This window comes from Synechococcus sp. PCC 6312 (genome assembly GCF_000316685.1).
Taxonomy (GTDB): domain Bacteria; phylum Cyanobacteriota; class Cyanobacteriia; order Thermosynechococcales; family Thermosynechococcaceae; genus Pseudocalidococcus.
On sequence record NC_019680.1, the window covers coordinates 2,822,608 to 2,839,994 of the forward strand.

Below are 17,387 nucleotides of genomic sequence, written 5' to 3' on the forward strand. Positions count from 1 at the left end.
TTAATTAACTCCGTAAGGAATCCAAAATAGTTCTGAGTAGCCTAACTGTCGCCAGTTATGGACTTTGTTGGGTCTGCCATTAACGCTGGCCTGGTCTTGAAACAAGGGTTCAGGGCGTTCCAGATAATAAACGCTGCCTGGGGGCGCGGCAAATACTTGGGGGGCGGGGATGCTGGAGCCACCTTCGCGAAATCGGCAGCTAATCGGAACCGGGCGTTCTGTTGCTACGCTCACTAAGGGCCCCCTTGTTTGATTGGGATTGGGAGGATTTGCTAGTTTCCATTCCCAGGGCCAGGCCCGACAGGTAGCAACATCAGAGTGCTTTCGTTCAAAGACTCCTGGTGTTACTAAGTAAGCTAGAGAACGAGCTTGCTTGGGATTGAACTCAAGTGCAGTATTCCCAGTGTTGTAGTTGTGCAGTGATTGCCCTTGCAGGCTCTGCCACTGGGCATCGAGTTCTGAGCAGCGTTCTACTAAAACCTGATGTCCTTCTCCTCCTAATCTCATGGGGACTAGGCTACCAATTTTTTCAATTTGGGTATGGGTAAGTGTATCTACCGCAATAGCTAGGCTCCATCCCTGGTGCAGACGAATCCCATTTTCAACAAAGTAGCCTTCGGATTGCTTTACTTGCCGACTTCCAGACTCAAGGGTATTGTGGGGGCGAGATTCTACACTCCAGGGTACAGGGGTTTCTCCATCTGGACAGGATGAATCGGTTGCGGTGAGAGACTTTCCCTTTAATAAGTTGAGCACAATATCCGAGGGTAGATATTGACGATATTGATTTTGCTGGTCTTGAACTTTTAAGGCATCCTCCTCCGGATTTGTATCACCTTCTGGCAACAGGGGAGTCGGAAACCGTCGATCCCATTCCATTTGAATGCTTGAGTGATTTTCATCTTGTTCTTGTAACCAACGTATTGGGGCTAAGCGTTGAACGCCAGCATAGTTTAAGGGCCTGGGTAAGAAGAGGGTCTGGGCCTGGCAGAGAAATGGCCCTTTGAGAACAAAAGACTGATCGGTGTTTAATAGCCCCCTAATTGCTCCAGCAATGGTGTGGCCATTGGGAGGGAAAACGCTACCAGCCCAGGCTCGTTCACCTGGTGTAAATGGTTTTGCATCCCGAAACAGGAGAATATCTAATGGGGTCAGGGTGTACCAATACATTACAACTGCCCTCCACGAGATGGGACAGTAGAAAGATCAATAATTCGCTTTCGCAGAACAAAAGCTGCTAGTTTAAGCCAGTTTTGAATTTCTTGATCCCGTCCAGCACCACCTGATCCTGAATTAGATGTCTCAGTGGTTGACTGCCAGAGCACCGTCAAGAAAGAAGCAAGAGTCTGACTAAAGACTCGACGTTGATCATCGTCATTGTTAAAGAAGTCTCGCCGATTACAAAAGGCAATCGTCCAGGGAGCAATGGCTGCTTGAGTTGGGGCAGGGTGTTGTTCCCAGAGTTGGGCGGCTTGTTCAAAAAGAGCTGGAGCTGTTTCTAAATCTGGAATAGCGTTCAAAATCTTTCGCCATTTGTCAAAGGTGGCAAATTTACTAGTTGCAGGTAAGGTATTACCATTGCCGTATAACACCCGGATTTGAACCGCATCTTTAGCTTGCCCATCGGGGGCCTGGTGCGCTTTGGCCTGTTTTTCTGCATCCCAGAGATTTTCCAGAGAAATTGCAAGGGGGACAGAATGATGAGCAATAACGACTCCAAAGCTAATAGTGGCTTTAGCTCCCATCGTGAACAAGGGCCTGGCAGAGAGATTCGGTGGCAGTTCATCAGAGTTCCACTTCCAATAGTCGCCCGTATGGTCAAATTTTTCCTGAGGGTCAGGGTCGCCCCTAAAACATTCATGAACATCCCATAACCAGGCATCCCATTCCCAAAGGTTGGTGTAGGCAAGAACATCATCTCCCCCGCCATAAATTAGCCGACCAGCATAGCGTTGTTCCGTTAAGTAGGGCAGCAGTTGGTTAGAAAAGTCTAGTAATGCTCGACTTAACGCACTGTGGGTTGATGGCCCCATCCGTTTACGGAGTCTGAGGAACTGTTCAAAGGCCTGGTTTAGGTTTTGTTGTTGCTCATTGTTTGTCGGTAATGACAGTCCAGAGGGAATATACGCACCGTATGGCTCTAAGTTCGTTCCCCGTAACCACTGGTTCATCTCATCACCATCCCCAACCGCCAACACATACCAGTCGGTGGGATTATTTTGAGGATAGTAGCTATCTAAGATTTCCTGAATTTGCTGACGATAGGTAACGCGTAATTGCAACAGTTCTTGATTGAGTTCTGCGCGTAATTCAGCATCCTGTTGATGACGGATTTGGTTTTCTAGGGCCTGGGTTTGGCTGTTCTCGACTTCCTCTGCTAACCAGCCAGCATTAAGAAAACGGGAGTGACATCTTTGAACCCAATCTGGTTGATGTTCATCAATCCAGGGGATGCCCCAGGCCTGTTCAGTCAGTTCAGCAGCATTAAAATCTTCAACCCATAACTCACGTCTAATGGCTCGACAAGCGTTTTGAAAGTGTTCTTGATGTTCTCGATGTAAACGATTAACTTTTAAGTAGCCAGCAACTCCTGCGGTCAAGTCTGGATAAGAGGCAGCAAAAGTAGCATCAGAAATATCAAGTAGCTGATTTAAAACCTTATGTAGCCCACGTTTGACCGTTTCGGTGGCATTAAGCTGTTCCTTCCCGTCAAATAACCCGGCCTGGCGTTTCCATAGCTTTTTAATGTCTCCCTCGGGTAACCAGTCTTGGCCTGGATGTACGGCTGGGCCAAGACCTGAGACGGTTGAACGGACACTAAAAACAGTAGGGAGTTCCCACGTCCGAGCATTTTTTACTCCAGCTAGAGCAGCTCTAGCTTTGCTGAAAATAAACGGCCACCATGAACCGACGTTGACACTGGATCGTCGCCCTTGTGTTTCTAGGCGTAAGTTATAGGCCTGCCGTAGAAAGGCTAACTCCTCTGTTTGAAATAGTGCATTATCACCCCTAACCTCAAAGGCTTGGTTTTGAGTTGTTAGCCAAGTTTGAAATTCTGTGTTGCGCTCTTCGGGAATCGCAGCACTTTTAAATGCTTCTCCATCTTTACCTATAGCGACTGAACTCCAATAAACTTGCCATTGTTGACCTAACCACCCGTTCCAGGTTTTATGCTCTGCGGCCAGGTCTGGGAGTTGTCTTAAGCGTTGCATCCAGCCACGGGTATCAGCAAGTTCTGAAAATACTAAGCGGCCTAAGGCTAACCACTCTCGCCTGAGGGTCTCTTCAGCAAACTGCATCGCCGCTTTCACTTTCCCTTTCGGTAATATTAAGACTAAGACATTAGGAAATCCGGCCGTTAAAAGTTGCCGCTCAGTAGGGGCTAATATCCACTCCTCGAATGTAGGGAACTGCTCTAATAGCCAGTGATCTATGAGAGGTTGTTGGAAAAGACTCGGATAAATAAAACTGTCTGGCCCATATCGCAGTGCCAGTTCCCAAGACACCTTGGCAGAAAGATAGTGCAAAATCCATGAGCCAGCCCAGAAGTCACGCATCTTACGACTTGCCTTGATTAACTCTTGAACAGGCGTAAAGCTAAATGCAGCTAAGTAAGGATGGGACAGTTGATTTTTGCCCGACCAACGATTTAATTCCTCCAGTGGTAAGTCAAAACCTGCTAACGCCCCGGATAGAGCGGCTGTGATACTGGCATGATTCCAAATAGAACTATCAGGTAAACGTGTTTCGGCGGGCATCAGCAATAACGTTTCATCTTGGCTAAACTGCTGACACACTTGATCTGGTAAACACCGCCACAGCCACCAAAAAACAAATTTAATATCATCCTCTTGCCTAATACTGTCTGGCAACAGAACTTCCTCTAAATTTCTGAGAAACTCAGCCCGCCGTTGACCAGTCGTTAAGCGTTCATGAGGTTCAGGCCTTAGCCTAAAACGAAGTGTTTCCCCGGATAAGAGATGAGTAATATCCAGGCCCTCTCTCCCATAATTGACCGCACTGGAAATTGTACCAACTGCCCCTCGATCACTCGCAGATGCTACATAATCCGCCAAATGAATATGCTGTAACGCTCTACTTTGGGAAGTTTCTGGGTCTATGTCTTGATCAACCCAATCCTGCATCACCCTAAGTTTCCGCCAAAAGCTGTTGCCACTTCGCCCGGAGTTATCGTGCAGAGCTTTTAAGACTGGATCGTGTAATAGGCCCCAAATCTTGGCCTGCCAGAATATTTCAGACATAAGTTATCTATTATCAATGCTTGAAATCAATAGTCCCTTATTAGGATGACCTATCACCAGGAACAAAGTGTTAAATTTCGTGCGACTAACGGTGAACCACTGAAAAGGCTTCTGGTGACTCAATGTTTAGCCTCATGTCAATCAGGTTGCGCCTCTAATCACTTTTTCACAAGGAAATATCCTTTATGATCCCAATCTCCATGTGTTTTAGGGCTGCCCATTATTCACATGGAGGAGGATGTGGGAGGGAAGGGCGTTCAAAGCAAGCTAAGCCCGTTCATGGCCTTTGGTTGCGATTCAGGTGTTGGAAATCCTAGTTACTTTTGACTTTGGGCTATCTCCCACGCTTTTTGAATTTTGTCCCAATCTTTTCGGTTACCCCCCACATCGGGATGGTTGGTTTTTGCCAGCTTCCGATAGGCTTCCTTTGCCTCATTCAGTGTGGCATTTGGACTGACTTTGAGAATTTGCCACCATTCCTCATCCGGTGAAATTGCTATTGGTGGTAGTGCGGCATAGCCTTGGAAGGATTGTTTTGTAGTACCGACTCCCCATCGTTCCTGGTCGCGCATTGCGCCCAGATGTGCTGCGATAGCAGCAAGGTTATCAGCGGCTCGGTTCCATTGGTCGCAGGGTAAACAGTAATTTTCGCCATCCAGTTCAAAATAGACTGCCACGCCGGAATCGTCCGGTTCTTTTTCGCTTCGCACAGTTCCTTTTTCGGTAACTGACCAGTTGGCCGTAACGATTATAGAGTCATGTGGGATGCGCCACTTTTGTCCGCTTTTTGTCCATAATTCGATTTCTCGAATGAGCCGCCGTTTTGCCTCAGCAATCGTAATTGATTTACCATCTTTGTTGAATCTTGCTTGTTTTTGACTGAGTTTAGGAGTTCGTGGTTGACCGATGGGCCAATTCAGTTTTTCAAATTTCATTATTTTTATGAACTAGATTCGACTCTCCCGTAGGACTATATATATTTTGGTTTCAAAAGTCAAAAAAGGTGTACGGCGGGGCGTGTCAACTGGGCGGTTAGCGAGGGGGAGGGTGGGGTGCCGGGGTTGCGAAGCAAGGGCGGCATTTGGGCGGTCTTGTTGCAACAAAAAAAGCCCAACCCTTTCGGGCCGGGCTAGAGATTTTAGTAATAACCTCGACAGTGGTAGTAATCCTGTTGCTCTAAGTAGTTTTTATACTCCTTATCGCCTTGCAGGTCTTCTTCCCATTGCCGCTGATCAATTGCATCCCAGTATGCTTCGGCAGCATCCCATTCAGCCTCATCAATTTGGAATGTTTTTAATTCTGGCATAACAATAAAACCAAACACATCGCTGGCTTGGATAGCAGCCACGGAACCGCCCTAGATTTTCTTATCGCTCCCCGACCTTGGGAGGGGCTGACTGAGCAAAGCGAAGGAAGGAAAGCGATTAGAAAATGTTGGTCGGCACTGCCCTAGCAGTGAGGGAGGGGAGCCTCGACCCGACCTTGAAGTGAGATGCTACCTTGCAAAAGCCTGTGTCGGGGGGGCAGGGGGAAGTCACCCCCTTAGCACAACTGGAGCAGCCCCTTGGGGGGCGAATAGCGAGGGGGGACATATAAACTAAGCCCGATTAGGGCGTTCAGTTTACTGTCAGGCGAAGGCATGGCCAAGCCTGGGGGTCGCAGGGGGTTCACCCCCCGATTTTCCATCGGTTAAAGTTGTCCACAAAGGAACGCCCCCTGAATATTTTTTAGATGTGTATGCTAAAAGTAGCCAGTTACAGAAAAATCAAATGAACGACATAGATATTTACCGTGAACTTCCTCCTAAAATAAAATATGAATTTTTCTGTTTACATGAATCAGGTGCTTACATAGACAAGGTTGTATTTCGCGCCTTTAACGATCACGATGCATTTCAACAGGCATCAAAAAAGTGGTTTGAAAATGAGGAAGTTGCCAGGCACAAGGAGAACGATGGGGTTATTACGCTATTTTCTACAAACGGTGATGTTATTGGTAAGCTAAAGCGTGCATAATCATAATTATTATTTCTTTATTCGTTAATACTCCGAACCCACGAAAGAAGCTATTGATCTGTGAGAAATGATCATCCCGCAGGTGCAGCATTTGTACCGACTTGAAGACCGGATAGTGTTTGTTCATGGACTGGCCTGGGAACGAGCAAGAAAAAAGGGGGCAAAGCCCCCAGAAGTTCATTTTTCTACGGCAACGTAGATGTTACCTTTTTTGCTTTTGGCCACGCGGGCTTTGGGGTAGAACCGAGCAAAGTTACGAGCCAAGATGAAGTTTTTGAAGAAAGCAACATAGGCGTTATTTTGTTCGGACACTTTTACTGCGCCGCACGCAATCGCTAATTCGAGCATGGTTGTTGTACCAGAAACTATGGCTTCCCGTTTACTCCTGCCTTTAATGCAAGCGAGGCTTCAGGAACATGGAATACCGGAGTTTAGCGAGACTTACTGAGTCCCGACCGATGGGAGGGAAGTGAAACGGCTCGGTTAGTGGAGGTTAATGGAGGCTATGCCGTGAAAGCCTGGAACGACTCTTGCATTCCGCACTAGCGGTGTATTGCAGGGGTAGGGTAATAGCCAGTTTCGGGTCAACCCATCTCGCTGCGAGCCAAGGTAAACGTAAAACCGAACTGTAACCCGATTGCGATTTGAAACGATTTGGCTCTCTTTCTCGTTTCCCGCCCGTGGCCATGGCATAAGGATCATCACTGCCGGTGACATACTCTGGTGGCGAGCCCTTCATAGCGAGTGATATTTGGCCGGAATGGAGGCCGGAATAGAACGTTCCGACCGGGAGGGAGAGGTGAGCGTAGCGAAAGTGGAGTGGAGAACGGAATGGAGAGGGGTGGGTGCCGGGGCGTGGGCGGCATTTGTTCTAGGGGTAGTGGTCGGGGCCTGGGGTTATTTTTTTTTAGCTACGTATTCCAGTACATCAAGCACATAACCAGCAGCGATGCACCCATCGTTTTTTGCCATTCTTTCTAGGTCATCGATCATCTGAGCGATGCCTGTCTTTTTTTCTTCCGGTGTTAGGCTTTTCGGTACATCTAAAGACTTGAGAAATTCGATAAGTTCCATTTGATTTTCTTATTTTGTTCACATTGCCGTAGGACTATTCATAAGTTGACAGAATTAGATTTATTTACTGATTACTTGACATACTTGGTTTGTCAACTAATGAATTGATGGGTGGGGGTGCCGGGGTAGGAGGGAGCTTGCGACCGACTAGGGCGGCTAAAGTTGACAATTTCTACGAAAAATACCGAATAGTTGACACCAGAACAAAATGACCATACTCAATTTGTCAACTATTAATTTTTTCTTAAGCCCTTGACGGTATTGGCCTGGATACACTGGTCGGTTGGGAGTAGGGAGGCATAGACGACCGCACGACCCCATTTCCCAATTTCCGGTTTGATTTTAACGACCATAAAAAAAGACCCAGCCTTGCGGCCGGGCCTGGAGAGATTAGCGGTTGTACCGTTCAGCGGAGCGTTGGCGGTTTAAGTCCAAGAGTTGGTCAAGTCCCATCCCGAAATGCTTTTGAGAAAATTCAACCATCTCCTCGACAGTTGCCTTAATGAAGGCTTTATCGAAAGAATCGGAAAATTCCTTCCAAGCATTAGCGTAAAGTTCCTTGATGTCATCCGGGTCAAAACCGTCCTCTGTCCGTTCGATACTCCCATCTGCTAAAGCGTCAGCGATGATTTGGCTTTTACCGTTATCCCAGACCAAGAAGCGGAGCGTGTAGAAGACACCTTGCCATTTACGGTAGGCAGCTTTTTCTTCCCGTTCTTTTTGAGAGGTTGGGCGGATTGTTAAAGCAGAGAGATTAATAGACATAAGGTAGTTACCTCGAAGTACAACGGGGTCGTACAGGGGGGGTGTCAGTGTCAAGGGAGAAAAGCGCAAAAACCGTATAAATCTAGCAAGCCTTAGTGAGTCCCGACCGTAGGGAGGGAAATGAGCCACGAATGTCTCGCTTAGGCGGCTTTTTAAGGCGGTTTTTGTAGCGTACCCTTGACACTGACGGGGTAAGAAACACGCCTTTAGTCACTATCGCCCACCCCTGTAAAATACCCGTCCCACTAGAGTTACCCCACCATTTACAAGGACGGGAGGGGGTGTGGGGGAGGGAACGTCCCCCATCGGGTGGGGTGCCGGGGTTTTGCGTAGCAAAAGGGCGGCATTCACATGGCCTGGAGATAGGGAAGGTGTTCTAGGGGGCGATGGTGTTCCCCTAGAACAAACTTGAAGAAAGGGCCTTGCGGCCCCCTGAATTTTGCATAGCTTTGCACGGTCTATTTTAAGGTTGCTATAAACTGTTGGACTTTGCGGAGGTTTTCGGTAGAGAGCCTTGCGAGTATTCGGCTGATTTCTCGCATCAGAGTAGCTCGTTCAATCAGAGTTGTTTTCAAGCTGCAACCTGGGCCTGGCTGCCCTGTAGCTTTTCTTGCAAGTAAGAAATCAGTTCTTTGTTAGCTCGGAATTTGACTACATTTTCAACTGTTTTAACTTGCTTGGCACCAAGGTCAGTCAATCGGCTGGCTGCTTTTTCAAGCTTTCGCTCTGGACATTGAAGGTTACACCACCCTCCGCCATTGATTTGTAATTCAAACATTTTGTTCTCCTTAACGACAGCCCTGCCGAAGGTTTTTTTGATGTTTTTTCTGAACTATCACTTTTTTTATTATTCAAGGGAGCTTACGGGCGGCGAGAGAGGTTTGATACTGGTGCGAGATGTGGGTTCCGCCCGTAAGCGTGGGGTGCCGGGGCTGCGGCTAGAGATGGATGGAATGAGGAGAGATGGTTATTCCGCAGGGGCGGCATTCGTGAGCGAACAAAGTGAGCGTGACCTGGGGGGGCAAGGGGGGGCGGTTTTAGCACCCCCCCACGGCCGGTGACGGTGCGAGAACTCTGACTCCCACCTTTCCGGCTGTTGTCCGTCACCGGCCGAGCGAGAGTTGAGGCGTAGTCGCTTCCCTGGCCTGGAAACGGTGTAAGCAAAAAAAAACTCCCGCCTTTCGGCAGGAGCTTATTGTCAATCGGCTTGCTCAAGAACTTCTTGCAGTTGAGCCCATGTGAGTTCGCCTTCATCAAATGCAGTGAGAGCTTCGTCTAAAGTCATGGCCTCGTACCAAACGCTACGCCGTGGTGGGAAGCGATCCTAGACTGCACGAACTGTCAAGGGACTGTGGAATAGATTTGCCTACAAGACTTACCGCTCCCCGACTTTAGGCGGGGCTGACGCTGCTTGCAGTGAAAGGAAAGCGGTTAGTCGCTGTCAGCAAATCCTATGCCGCAAAAGCTCTTGACAGTGGCAGTCGGATCGCTAGACTACGGAACCAGCGGTCGGCTTCGATCAATCACAGGTACGGGAGGGTGTGGGAGGGAACGGCCCACAGAACAAACTAAGCCCGTTTAGGGCGTTCAGTTTCTCTGGGTGAAGGAGTGTAGCGAGTGAGTGGGGGGTCGCAGGGGGTACTCCCCCCGATTTTCCATGTTTGTTATCCCAACGAGTCCTTGGCCTGGGTAAAGTAGGTGGTCATCCCTTTGATTGCTTCTTTCTTGTTTTTATAAACTTCAATGGAGCGATTTAGTTCTTCAGGTTTTGGGATGATTTTGCTTTGCACTGCTAACCGATACATCAGGTTTGAGAGCATCCCTCCTGGTCTAGTGTTTTCCAGGTATATGGCTGAACCGATGCAGGGTGCTTCTTTCTTTCCAACTGTTTCGTGGCAAGTAAACTCGCTGTCTCTTTCTATTGACTCCAGTATTTCTCTGGCTCTTTTCGGATGGAGTCCATAGCCTTCTTTATCTTTTCTGAATGGGCAGTCTTTGCATGGCTTATTTTTCATAATTTTTCTTAGATTTATTTTGCCCGAAGGTTGGCTTTTATATTTTGACTTTTGGAGCGAGGGATGAGCGTAGCGAGGCTTGAGCGGGTTGTCGAAGCGCGAGCGTAGCGAAGCCTGAGTCCTGCGGGAATGAGGGATGAGCGGTAGCGAGGCACGAATGGGAGCATTGGTGGCCGGAATGGGAGCCGAAGGTGGGAATGGAGAGGGGCGGGTGCCGGGGCGTGGGCGGCATTGATTGGGAGCGAGGGATGAGCGACAGCGAGGCTTGAGCGGGTTATCGAAGCGCGAGCGTAGCGAAGCCTGAGTCCTGCGGGAATGAGGGATGAGCGGTAGCGAGGCACGAATGGGAGCATCGGTGGCCGGAATGGGAGCCGAAGGCGGGAATGGAGAGGGGTGGGTGCCGGGGCGTGGGCGGCATTTCATGTACGAATTTTTGCTTTTCTTCGACATATCTAACGTATGCTGATTTTTCTTTCTTTTTTCGACATGACTATTCCTGGCCTGGGCATCCGGGTGAGCGAGCGTAGCGAAGTAAGTGGGGGGTCGCAGGGGGTACTCCCCCCGATTTTCCATGTTTGCCGATTAACGAGTCCCTGGCCTGGGGAAAGTAGGAAGGGGTTTGGGGGAGGAACGCCACCAATATTGGGTATTGGGGATGCGGGCGGGTGCCGGGGAGAGGGCGGCATTGTGTTCTAGGGGTGGTGGTCGGGGCCTGGGGGGTATTTCATGGCCTGGGAATGAGCAAGAAAAAAGGGGCCGAAGCCCCTCTTAGGTTCACTTAGGAACTGCAACGTAGATGTTGCCTTTTTTGGATTTGGCGACTTTTGCCTTCGGATAAAACTTGGCGAAGTTGTGAGCCAGAGAGAACTCTTGGAAGAAAGCGACATAGGCATTTTCTTGTTCAGAGAACTTGACTGCACCGGAGGCTAAAGCTAAATCTTGCATGGTGTTGTACCAGAAACTATGGCTTCCCGTTCACCCCTGCGTTTCAATGCAAGCGAGGCTTCAGGAATTTTCCGGTTGACGTAGGTTACGAACCCTTACTGCTCCCCGACAGCAGGAGGGGGCGAAGGAGCAAGGCGACTGAGTGGAAGCAGTTAGTGGCAGTTAGCGAGGCTTATAGGAAAAACCTGGAACGACTCTTGCATTCCGCACTAGCGGGGTTGTTTGCAGGGGTAGGGTAATAGCCAGTTTCGGGTCACACATCAAGATAGCTAACCGCTTTGTGCTGTCCTCTGAATGGAATGCCCTGTCGCTTTTCCAGAGAACTTTGGCTACTTTATCTTGCCAAACCGAAGTAATTAGTCGAAACAAAAATAAAACTATCTATGCAGTCTCAGAACTTGGAGCTTCGTTGCCCTTTATGGCGAATGGATTTGTTCTAGGGGAAAGGGGTCTGGGGAAAGGAACGGGCCCCAGATGGCCGGAATGGAGATGAGCACATGAATGATGGAATGGAACGTCCCGACCGGGAGGGAGAGGTGAGCGTCGCGAAAGTGGAATGTAGGAATGAGTGCAGCGTTGGCGTTAGCCTACCGGAGGTATTAGCGGAATGGAGAGGGGTGGGTGCCGGGGCGTGGGCGGCATTCTCATGGCCTGGTAATAGTTAAAACCAGTCTTGCGACCATGCTTTTTTGGACTATTTGCAGATGATTGCTGTTTCTGAGATTCGCTCTAGAAAAACATCAGGCGATGGCATAGCCGAGCCTGGGGGTCGCAGGGGGTTCACCCCCCGATTTTCCATATCTGCCATCCCAACGAATCCCTGGCCTGGATTACTGTTGTTTACCCCTAGAACAGAATTGGTTTTTCGTTGACATACTCCACCGTCCTGAAGGACGGGGATTCTTGACACTTCAACGAGTCACGCTGCGGATGCAGTCTTACAGTCTCTCGATGTCCGTTTAGAGTCGTGGCGATGCCCCATCCCGACTTGTTCAATTCTGACCGCAGCATTTTCATCTCGGTCGTGAGTTTCCAAGCAATTTACGCAGGTAACGGTACGAACAGACAAATCGAGCTTGCCCCATCGAAACCCACAGCATGAACAGACTTGACTGGTTGGCTCCCAGCGGTCAATGATCCGAAACTCACGGTTCAACTTAGTTGCTTTTGCCTCACACAACATCCTGAATTGTCGCCAGCCTTGTAAGCTAATGACACGGGACAGTTTCCGGTTCTTGACCATCCCCGAAACATTCAAATCTTCTAGCACAATCGTTTGATTGGTACTGACAACTTGAGTTGAGAGTTTGTGGAGAAAGTCTTTGCGGGTATCTGCCAAAGCATTGTGCAGTTTGGCAATCCGCAAGCGTGTTCTGTCTCGGCGTTTTGAACCACTTTGTTGTTTGGCAAGTTTTCGCTGAAGTTTGCGAATTTTCCGGTCAATTTTTGAATAGTCTGGGCTGAATGCTTTTTGTCCATTACTCATTGTCGCAAAGACCTTCAATCCCAAATCAATCCCCAGGCTTTGGTTTTCAGCTTGAGTTTCAATGGGCTGAACGTCAACAACGAAACTGACAAAGTAGCGACCCGCACTATCCTTGATGACCGTCACCGAACTAGGCTCAGACGGCAATGCCCGCGACAAAATGGGCTGAATCGTACCAATCTTTGCCAAATACACCTGACCATCCTTTACAGAGAAGGCCGCTTTAGTGAACTCAGCAGACTGTTGATTGCTCTTTTTCTTGAACCTTGGCACTCCGACTCCCTTTCCTTTTCGCTTACCATTTCTGGAGTTAAAAAAGTTTTGGTAGGCCTTGTCCAAATGTCTCAAGGCTTGTTGTAATGGAACAGCCGACACTTCAGACATCCAGGCTCTTGCTGCCGTCTTTTTGTCCTGAGTCAACTTTGCTGAAAGCTCGTTGTATCGGGGCAACTTGTCAGACGCTTTGCAAAATGCTAAGGCATCATTCCAAGCAACCCGCACACAGCCGAACAACCGAGCTAACAATTCTCGCTGTTGGTCTGATGGGTAAAACCTGTATTGATACCTGGCTTTCATGACATGAGTTAAGATAGGTCTGTTTGTATTTTAAGTCGGTCTGCTCAGAATGACAACTCAGTTTCGTCATGAAAGGCATAGTGTTTCAGACCTGAAGACTCATTTGGTCTGTGTCACGAAGTATCGCCGCAGTATTCTAACCAGTGAGAGTCTGGCAGTGCTGGAAAAGTCATTTCGCGATGTTGCCGCCAAAATGGATTTTCAAGTCTTGGAGTTCAATGGTGAGTCAGACCACATCCATGTTTTGATTGAATTTCCGCCAAAGCTTTCAATTTCTCAAATTGTCAATGCTCTTAAGGGCGTTTCAAGTCGTAGGTATGGGCAAGCGGGTTTTTCCAAACCTTTTGGTAAAGCGGCTTTGTGGAGTCCGAGCTACTATGCTTCAACGGTTGGAGGTGCGCCTTTGGAAATTCTTAAAAAGTACATACAATCTCAAGAAAAGCCGTCCTGAAGGACGGGGTTTTAGACCCAAAATTTTCGATAAAGATTATGATTGTTTTTTCATCTCCGTAGTGTTGTGGCGAAACGTGGCTAATTCTTGCTTTTCGTTGATTAACCCATTGCTGCGAGTTAACTAAGTCGTTTTTCTTGACGGTACATTCTTCTTCTGTGCCGTAAGCTGCAATTACTTTTCCAGGCTCTTTTTCAAACTTCTCTTTAACCCATTTAATTGCTTCAGTATCTTTTTCGTTGATTTGCCAGTGGATCATTTTGACTTCCAATTTGTTCAGTTTCGCCGAAGGACTTTTTAATTTTGGCCTGGCTGGGAATGAGGGATGAGCGGTAGTGAAGGACGATTGGATTTAGGAATGGAGGTTGAGTGGTAGCGAGACTGGAATGGATTGGCGGAACGAAGTGGAGCGTAGGGAATGAGGGATGAGCGGTAGTGAAGGACGACTGGATTAGGGAATAGAAAGGGCAACACTCATGGCCTGGGGAGCGAGTAAAGAGAAGAGGGGATTTCTCCCCCCCAGATTTCAGTTAAAGCGCACCCGATATAAGGGTTTGCTGTTTTCGTGCCGGATGATGATCAGTTGGCCATTGAACTCATTGGCGGCTTTGACAGCGGCTTTATAGTTGCGACCGAACAGAACTTCAAAGTAATTGGCAGAAACTTTACGAGGCATAAGCCCTCCTTGAACAACTAAGTGCGCCGTCAGTCCGACATTTTCATGCAAGCGAGGCTCCGGTACTGTGGAATATCGCATCGTTACTGCGCCTTAGTGAGTCCCGACCTTGGGAGGGAAAGTCTATGACTGTTTTCGCTTAGGGGCAGTTAGATAGGCTATGCCGCAAAAGACCGGAACGACTCTTGCATTACCGCTTTGGTTGGACTAGGCTTTGCCACTTTGTTCAAGGGGATTTGCCGAGTGTTTCGTTGCCCTTTGACTGTCGGGCGACTGCCGCCTATAGACGCTTGAGCGATGTGCCACTTCATCCTGGCCAAATAGCCCGCTTCGGTACTTGTGCGCTGGCCTGGGGGGAGTACCTCAATTAACGAGTGGCTTTTGGGCCGGAATGGAGAAGAGCAAAGGAGTGACGGAATGGAGCGTCCCGAGCGGGAGCGAGAGGTGAGCGTAGCGAAAGTGGAATGTAGGAAAGAGTGCAGCGTTGGCGTTAGCCTACCGGAGGTACTAGCGGAATGGAGAGGGGTGGGTGCCGGGGTGTGGGCGGCATTACTATTAAGAATCATTCCTATTTGCAACTATTCAGAATTTTCTCAATAGGTTTTTTGTATTTGCCTAGAAATTTTGAATTAAATGCAGGAAAAATTCTTAATAAGCTGTTGTTTTTCTGTTACGAGGACTAGTCTTTATAGGTCTCACCCCTAGAACAGAATTATTGCAACTATAGCATAGTTACTGTCCATCTTTTTCCTGTATTTTAATTTCGATTTGTTTCCTGGTAGGTACTTTCCCCTGTCTTACCCTTGCTTGACATGGCCTGGTTTCCAGCATTCGCCTTCTGTGACGCAGTATTTTTGTCCTTCGGATTCTATCCAGATCAGGTCATTTTTGACTTTTGTAATTTCTCCGGTAACTATCTTTGTTCCGGTGATTTTGTGCCAACCGTCTTTTACTGATTCGCTTGGAACTTCTGCTGATACGATTTCGCCAACTTCCATATTTTTTCCTTTAACTCCACTCTGGCTGAAAGACATTATCTGTTTTTTGGAGTGAGGGATGAGCGCAGCGAGGCCTGAACGGATTTATCGAAGCGCGAGCATAGCGAAGCCTGAGTCTGGCGGGAATGAGGGATGAGCGTAGCGAGGCATGAATGGGAGCATGGCCGGAATGGGAGCCGAAGGCGGGAATGGAGAGGGGTGGGTGCCGGGGCGTGGGCGGCATTGATGGGAGTGAGGGATGAGCGACAGCGAGGCCTGAACGGATTATCGAAGCGCGAGCATAGCGAAGCCTGAGTCTGGCGGGAATGAGGGATGAGCGTAGCGAGGCATGAATGGGGAGAGGGGCGGGTGCCGGGGCGTGGGCGGCATTACTTTCTTTTCTGATTCGATGCTTAATTATCCCTGGCCTGGAAGTTGTCGAGCGAGCGTAGCGAAGTGAGGGGGGGGCGCAGGGGGTACTCCCCCCGATTTTCCATGTCTGTCATCCCAACGAGTCCCTGGCCTGGAACAGATGTGTTGTTCTAGGGGTGGATGATTGCCATAAAAAAAACCAGTCTTTCGACTGGCTGTTGGTTGTTATTGGCGTGTTTCGCACTCTGAGTCTGTGAGACAGTCTGCTGTGAACAGAGGCATTGGCCCGCCGAGTGAGTGAATGCAAAGAGCTATGAATAGGAGGGTGAGATATTGCTTGAGCATTTTGGCTACCAAACACTACGCCGTAGTTAGACACCCCAACGGAACGCCGTTAGACCGTGTTATCGCTCCCCGACCTTGGGAGGGGCTGACGACCAGGGGGAGGAAGGGAAGCGATTAGATGGACTTACGGTGCAGCCATAGCTGAGGGCTTGCCCCTTGAAGTGGGGTGTATCATCCTACGGAGTGTTTCGGTGCGGTCGTTATTGGGACGGGTGGGGTGCCGGGGCCAGGGCGGCGTTTTCATGGCCTGGAGACAATAAAAAAAGCCCCAGATTTCTCCAGGGCTGTTTGAATTTATGCGTCATGGATTAAAACGATTGATTCTGTGATTTGTTCTGCCAGATACCCTCGCCGCCGAAGAAACTTAGCGAATGCTTCTGTTTCCTCAGGGTCGCAGTAATAGGCTTCGCAACCGTATTTCTCCGAGTAGAAAGGCTTAAAGATCGGATTTTTGCTTTCAGAACGGAGAGCTTCAGTCGTGTCCATAAAAGAAACCTCATACACATTACTCTTTTTTGGAGAGCAGCCACGGAATGCACTTAGGGAGACTTGCCGCCGAGAGATTCAGGGATTAGTGAAGGGGTGTTCTGGCGGCTTAGTCGAACTTAGTGGACAGCGGAAGCTGAGGGCTTGTCCCTTGAAGTGAGATGCTACCTTGGCGAATCATGTGTGCGGGGGGCAGGGGGTGGCGAATCCCCTTAGCACAACTGGAGCAGCCCCTTGGGGGGCGAATAGCGAGGGGGGACAAAAGCCCGTCCGATTAGGACGGTTCAGTTCTGACATCGTGGACGGTGGCAGCGGGTGGGGTGCCGGGGTGTGGGCGGCATTTATGTCCTGAGTAAGAGAGTGTGGGTCATGGTCTGAGTAGTTGCATCGGAAGGAACTGCATATCCATTTTTGTTCTGTCCCGATTGGCATCACGGCACAGCCGCAGAGTGGGCAGTTCTTGAATTTGTCCAGGTTTTCTAACTTCTTTTTTTTCATTCTTCTTGTTTTGCTATAACAACACTTTTTCTGAAGGACTTTTTTATTTTGGGTAGGAAAGGGAGTTTGAGGGAAGGGAACAGGCCCTCATTGGTGGGTGGGGTGCCGGGGTTGCAAACGAGAGAAGGAGTGCAGCAAGGGCGGCATTCGGGAGAGAGAGAATTGAACGCACTTGTGTTGGCGAAGTCGAATATCTTGGCCTGTGGTACCAATAATTTCTTTTTGTTTATTCAGATTCAACATCGAAATAGGGTTCACATCCGGCAGCAATTAAGACTTGATTACCTACCCTGGACATTGACTTGCTTCTAGGGCTATTTGTTATCCCCCATGCCTTAGCACAATCAGCAATGTCATCAAATGTTATTCCTCCACCTCCTTCTGATTCCCAGAGTTTCTTGAAGGTATTTTTTGTGTAAACTGTCATGATGTTTTTCCTCTAAT

General features: G+C 48.7%; 21 protein-coding genes. 2 read left to right on the plus strand and 19 right to left on the minus strand.

Going from position 1 to position 17,387, the window contains the following annotated elements:
- From SYN6312_RS13685 to SYN6312_RS13700, 4 genes are all read right to left on the minus strand, one after another.
- Window positions 1–1,170 carry a type III-B CRISPR module-associated Cmr3 family protein gene (locus tag SYN6312_RS13685; protein ID WP_015125476.1) on the minus strand — a complete coding sequence of 390 codons (1,170 nt, stop codon included), beginning with the start codon at window positions 1,168–1,170 and terminating at the stop codon, window positions 1–3.
- Window positions 1,170–4,262, minus strand: a complete 3,093-nt coding sequence (cas10, locus tag SYN6312_RS13690; protein ID WP_015125477.1) for a type III-B CRISPR-associated protein Cas10/Cmr2 — start codon at window positions 4,260–4,262, stop codon at window positions 1,170–1,172. The genes SYN6312_RS13685 and cas10 overlap by 1 nt, the downstream gene beginning before the upstream one ends.
- Window positions 4,263–4,579: 317 nt before the next feature.
- Entirely contained in the window at window positions 4,580–5,197 is a 618-nt protein-coding gene (locus tag SYN6312_RS13695; RefSeq protein WP_015125478.1) for a J domain-containing protein, read from the minus strand.
- 203 nt (window positions 5,198–5,400) lie between these two features.
- Window positions 5,401–5,610: a hypothetical protein gene (locus tag SYN6312_RS13700; RefSeq protein WP_015125479.1), complete on the minus strand. Its 210-nt coding sequence runs from the start codon at window positions 5,608–5,610 to the stop codon at window positions 5,401–5,403.
- A gap of 421 nt (window positions 5,611–6,031) precedes the next feature.
- On the opposite strand from SYN6312_RS13700, the gene SYN6312_RS13705 reads away from it, so the two are divergent.
- The gene (locus SYN6312_RS13705; RefSeq protein WP_156804820.1) at window positions 6,032–6,277 is read left to right on the plus strand and encodes a hypothetical protein; all 246 of its coding nucleotides are present in this window, start codon (window positions 6,032–6,034) and stop codon (window positions 6,275–6,277) included.
- Window positions 6,278–6,454: 177 nt separating this feature from the next.
- Here the strand turns inward: SYN6312_RS13705 and SYN6312_RS20220 are convergent, their stop codons facing one another.
- From SYN6312_RS20220 to SYN6312_RS13730, 9 genes are all read right to left on the minus strand, one after another.
- Complete coding sequence (locus tag SYN6312_RS20220) at window positions 6,455–6,625, minus strand: hypothetical protein (RefSeq protein ID WP_015125481.1); 171 nt, start codon at window positions 6,623–6,625, stop codon at window positions 6,455–6,457.
- A gap of 145 nt (window positions 6,626–6,770) precedes the next feature.
- Window positions 6,771–7,016 (minus strand): hypothetical protein, encoded by a 246-nt coding sequence (locus tag SYN6312_RS19945; RefSeq protein WP_015125482.1) that lies wholly within the window; start codon window positions 7,014–7,016, stop codon window positions 6,771–6,773.
- Between the two features lie 158 nt (window positions 7,017–7,174).
- A complete protein-coding gene (locus tag SYN6312_RS19950) occupies window positions 7,175–7,351 on the minus strand; it encodes a hypothetical protein (RefSeq protein ID WP_015125483.1) in 177 nt (58 codons plus the stop codon).
- A gap of 390 nt (window positions 7,352–7,741) precedes the next feature.
- The gene (locus tag SYN6312_RS13710; protein ID WP_015125484.1) at window positions 7,742–8,116 is read right to left on the minus strand and encodes a hypothetical protein; all 375 of its coding nucleotides are present in this window, start codon (window positions 8,114–8,116) and stop codon (window positions 7,742–7,744) included.
- Between the two features lie 571 nt (window positions 8,117–8,687).
- Window positions 8,688–8,894, minus strand: coding sequence for a hypothetical protein (locus SYN6312_RS13715; protein ID WP_015125485.1), 207 nt, complete (start codon window positions 8,892–8,894; stop codon window positions 8,688–8,690).
- Window positions 8,895–8,977: 83 nt separating this feature from the next.
- A complete protein-coding gene (locus SYN6312_RS19955; protein WP_156804822.1) occupies window positions 8,978–9,280 on the minus strand; it encodes a hypothetical protein in 303 nt (100 codons plus the stop codon).
- A gap of 500 nt (window positions 9,281–9,780) precedes the next feature.
- Window positions 9,781–10,131 (minus strand): DUF6283 family protein, encoded by a 351-nt coding sequence (locus SYN6312_RS13725; protein ID WP_041430872.1) that lies wholly within the window; start codon window positions 10,129–10,131, stop codon window positions 9,781–9,783.
- 774 nt (window positions 10,132–10,905) lie between these two features.
- Window positions 10,906–11,076, minus strand: a complete 171-nt coding sequence (locus SYN6312_RS20225) for a hypothetical protein (protein WP_015125488.1) — start codon at window positions 11,074–11,076, stop codon at window positions 10,906–10,908.
- Between the two features lie 919 nt (window positions 11,077–11,995).
- Entirely contained in the window at window positions 11,996–13,138 is a 1,143-nt protein-coding gene (locus SYN6312_RS13730; protein WP_015125489.1) for an RNA-guided endonuclease TnpB family protein, read from the minus strand.
- A gap of 49 nt (window positions 13,139–13,187) precedes the next feature.
- On the opposite strand from SYN6312_RS13730, the gene tnpA reads away from it, so the two are divergent.
- A complete protein-coding gene (gene tnpA, locus SYN6312_RS13735; protein WP_015125490.1) occupies window positions 13,188–13,589 on the plus strand; it encodes an IS200/IS605 family transposase in 402 nt (133 codons plus the stop codon).
- Here the strand turns inward: tnpA and SYN6312_RS13740 are convergent.
- From SYN6312_RS13740 to SYN6312_RS13755, 6 genes are all read right to left on the minus strand, one after another.
- Window positions 13,552–13,848, minus strand: coding sequence for a hypothetical protein (locus SYN6312_RS13740; RefSeq protein ID WP_015125491.1), 297 nt, complete (start codon window positions 13,846–13,848; stop codon window positions 13,552–13,554). The two genes, tnpA and SYN6312_RS13740, sit on opposite strands and share 38 nt — an antisense overlap.
- A gap of 267 nt (window positions 13,849–14,115) precedes the next feature.
- Window positions 14,116–14,265 carry a hypothetical protein gene (locus tag SYN6312_RS19960; RefSeq protein ID WP_156804824.1) on the minus strand — a complete coding sequence of 50 codons (150 nt, stop codon included), beginning with the start codon at window positions 14,263–14,265 and terminating at the stop codon, window positions 14,116–14,118.
- Window positions 14,266–14,423: 158 nt separating this feature from the next.
- The gene (locus SYN6312_RS19965; protein ID WP_156804826.1) at window positions 14,424–14,831 is read right to left on the minus strand and encodes a hypothetical protein; all 408 of its coding nucleotides are present in this window, start codon (window positions 14,829–14,831) and stop codon (window positions 14,424–14,426) included.
- Window positions 14,832–15,062: 231 nt separating this feature from the next.
- Window positions 15,063–15,263, minus strand: coding sequence for a hypothetical protein (locus SYN6312_RS13745; RefSeq protein ID WP_015125494.1), 201 nt, complete (start codon window positions 15,261–15,263; stop codon window positions 15,063–15,065).
- Window positions 15,264–16,253: 990 nt separating this feature from the next.
- Complete coding sequence (locus SYN6312_RS13750; RefSeq protein ID WP_015125495.1) at window positions 16,254–16,445, minus strand: hypothetical protein; 192 nt, start codon at window positions 16,443–16,445, stop codon at window positions 16,254–16,256.
- 724 nt (window positions 16,446–17,169) lie between these two features.
- A complete protein-coding gene (locus tag SYN6312_RS13755) occupies window positions 17,170–17,370 on the minus strand; it encodes a hypothetical protein (protein WP_015125496.1) in 201 nt (66 codons plus the stop codon).
- Window positions 17,371–17,387 lie beyond the last annotated feature (17 nt).